This is a genomic window from Microseira sp. BLCC-F43 (assembly GCF_041929235.1).
GTDB lineage: Bacteria > Cyanobacteriota > Cyanobacteriia > Cyanobacteriales > Aerosakkonemataceae > Microseira.
Genome location: NZ_JBHFNP010000222.1, coordinates 1 through 3,015, shown reverse-complemented (window position 1 = coordinate 3,015; position 3,015 = coordinate 1). Strand labels below are relative to the sequence as shown.

Below are 3,015 nucleotides of genomic sequence, written 5' to 3'. Positions count from 1 at the left end.
TAACGCACCCTACTGCTTAAATCCTTGATGGTTGAACAGTCGCATCACCCACCAGGGGTTAAAACCCCTGGCTAATAGCTAAAGTCCTCTGAAAGAGGACTGAATGCTGTTTTTCAGTCCACTTAAGTGGACTTGCGCTATAGCTGTGGAAATTGATTTCCTGGCGGGTGTTGAGGTAAGCGCAATATCTCCATCTACGCAACCGAAAAAAGGGAATCCGCGCCGTCAACATCCTACTGCTTATTTTTCCGAGATGAAGATAGGAAATCCTCTTTATTAAAAGGTTTTCTCCTCAAGGTATCCAAAGGAATTAAAAACTGACATTTTTGAATTTTTATATCGAGTGCATCCATCACAAATCCGACATGAACATAGCTAGCATTTTCATAGTCATTATGTTCGTAGCTCTTAATTTGTTCTTCTGTGAGTCCAGTTAAAGCCGCCAGTTCTTTTTCGCTCAGTTTCGCCGCTATCCGCGCTTTAATCAGAATTTGAGGTAGATAATAAAGTTCTTCCAGTTCTAGCACGATTGGCCTATGACTATCGTGGGATATGAGCATTTCATATTCGGCGATTTCAGATCTCAATTTATCGAGATGACATTGGGAGGCACTTCGTAAAAGTTCCCATCCGTCAGGGTCATTTTTTTTCCGTTCTTCATCTCTATCCATTGCGGCTATAGATTTTTCAAATCTCTCTGCGAGATGTTGAGTAAATTCATACTGTTTGTCGTTTTTAATCATGGTTCCCACCTCACTAAATCTATGGCAATGATACCTTTTTTATTTTGATCTCTATCCCGCTGAAATAATTCAAAAGAATTCATTCCGTAATTCCCTATGGGTTGATCTGATGGAAAGATTTCTCCCTTGTATCTAGCTTTCTGTCCAGCGCGGTCATAATGGTTAAGTAATCTGGGAGCATGGATTCTGAGATAATCTGTATCGACCTCTTCTCTATCCCAGCAGGCATCAAAATCTTGAGGTCTTAATTTACTGGTAACAAAGCTGCCATTGATATAAATTGTCCGGCAACCCGCTGCTTTTAATTGCTCGATTGCCATCTGCAAACCTTGTATCAAGAAATATCTTTGCTCTGTTGTCGCAAATCTCTCGACAAATTCCTGCCATTCGCAAAAATGTACGCCTGGTGGTAAGTTACCATGTTCGTCAAATTCGGGAATCACTTTCTCACACCCTAACACAGATTAAATTATACGGTTAGCAGCCTACCACAATCGGTATCATCAGCCTCGCGGCTATACAAACAAAGCACAGAACGATTAAAATTGCGGCTACTGACTTTAGGCATGGGTTTCGCCGCGTCAGGAGCGTCCCCGTGTCGCCGCGTCCTCTTCAAGGCGACTCAACCTTCCCCCAAGCCAAATTCCAACTTTTCCGCAATCCCCCAGCCGCCTCCTGTAGCAATTTATTAGAATCGCTATATCGGAATAAAATTAATACCAAAGGCAGATGCTCAAGCGGGTTTGGCGGTGGCTGAAAAGCTTGTTACGGCGGTGGTTGGGAACTCCAACTAATGCGCCAAATGTGGGAAATGGAACTGTAAAACAGCGGCAAATACTGACAGATATCGAGTATGAATCTTTCTTTCTCGAACTCTTGGCAGGGGTGAATGATGGCTGGAGTCGAGGCAATGTGCAGGGCTTTTTGATCTTAAAAAATATTACTGCGGCGGAGTTGGTGGCTTGGTTGCAGCGGTTTGGCGAAAGGTTGTTGGCGTCAGATGCAGCGAATTCTGAGTTAGCAATGCGGATGGTGCAGTTGGGTGAGTTGGATGTTGGGGAGTTGTCAAAGGTTGCGGGTGATGTTGGCAGAAGGTTGAGGGAATTGAACCGCAGAGGACGCAGAGGACGCAGAGGAAGAGGTAGGAGAGGCTAAGGTTTGGTATGAGCGAGGTTTGCAGCAACATGTTGGTGGAGATTTTTTAGGTGCGCTCATATCTTATGACCAAGCTTTAAAAATTCAACCAGATTAGCACAAAGCTCGGTTCATCCGAGGTTTGGCGCTATGGACTTTAGGAAGATCGCAAGAAGCGATCGCTTGCTATGACGAAGCTTTGAAATTAAAACCCGATGACGACGGAGTTTGGTTCATGCGGGGTATTTGGCTAAGTGATTTAGGAAGATATGAACAAGCGATCGCATCTTTTGACCAAGCTTTGAAATTTAAACCAGATTACCACGCAGCTTGGTACCACCGGGGTCTTGCTGCCGGGAATTCAGCTATTTGTAATCCCTTGCTCGCTTCCCAAAGTCCCATCGCCAGCAAAAATCCTCATCTCAACCAACGCGGTTATCAGGGCGCATTAGCAAGCTATGAAGAAGGCTTAAAATATTGTCTCCAAGACACACATCCCGAAATTTGGGGCAGGTTACATCATGCCATAGGTAAAGCGCACTACTCCCAAGGACACACCTATTACCCCCAAGCTGTAACCGAATTCAACGAAGCACTAAAAACTCTGACATTAGAAGATTTCCCAGAAGCTCATTTAGAGATTTTGCGATATTTGACTCGCCTTTATCTAAACTGGGGAAAAACTGTAAAAGCCGAAGAACTCCAGCGCAAAAATACTGATACGTTACGGCGCTTTATTGAATCATCAAACCACTCTGAAGCTAGTCAAACAAAACTGCAACTAAAATATTCCTGGATCCAACAATTGACAGTTGATATCGCCGTGCAATCTGGGAATTGGTGCGCCGCCTTAGAATTAGCAGAACAGGGAAAAAATGCCTGCTTATCTTGGTTGCTAGCTGGGTGGGATGAAACATCACCCACATGGCAAGAAATGAAACAGCTACTCAATCCCACTACAGCGATAGTTTACTCGCATCTCAGCGATTACGCCTTACACACCTAAAAATTACGGGAGCGTGGTAGCCCCGTCAATTCATTGCGGGGCCCAAACGCGACACGAGCAGATTTATCTGCCGTCAATATTAGTTAAGATTAATCAATATTATCATCTAGGTCAAAGCCAGTAGATTATAAT

General features: G+C 44.0%; 4 protein-coding genes. 2 read left to right on the top strand and 2 right to left on the bottom strand.

All coding sequences use genetic code 11. The features are described from left to right. Nucleotides 1-233: 233 nt before the first annotated feature. Both ACE1CM_RS29415 and ACE1CM_RS29410 read right to left on the bottom strand, forming a co-directional pair. The gene (locus tag ACE1CM_RS29415; protein WP_374882398.1) at nt 234-743 is read right to left on the bottom strand and encodes a DNA-binding protein; all 510 of its coding nucleotides are present in this window, start codon (nt 741-743) and stop codon (nt 234-236) included. Continuing rightward, nucleotides 740-1,186 carry a hypothetical protein gene (locus tag ACE1CM_RS29410; protein ID WP_374882397.1) on the bottom strand — a complete coding sequence of 149 codons (447 nt, stop codon included), beginning with the start codon at nt 1,184-1,186 and terminating at the stop codon, nt 740-742. Before ACE1CM_RS29410 ends, ACE1CM_RS29415 begins: the two co-directional genes overlap by 4 nt. Nucleotides 1,187-1,472: 286 nt before the next feature. Here ACE1CM_RS29410 and ACE1CM_RS29405 point away from each other — a divergent pair, with 286 nt between their 5' ends. Next, nucleotides 1,473-1,898, top strand: coding sequence for a hypothetical protein (locus tag ACE1CM_RS29405; RefSeq protein ID WP_374882396.1), 426 nt, complete (start codon nt 1,473-1,475; stop codon nt 1,896-1,898). Nucleotides 1,899-2,010: 112 nt separating this feature from the next. Continuing rightward, nucleotides 2,011-2,883 carry a tetratricopeptide repeat protein gene (locus tag ACE1CM_RS29400; protein ID WP_374882399.1) on the top strand — a complete coding sequence of 291 codons (873 nt, stop codon included), beginning with the start codon at nt 2,011-2,013 and terminating at the stop codon, nt 2,881-2,883. The last annotated feature ends 132 nt before the right edge of the window (nt 2,884-3,015 follow it).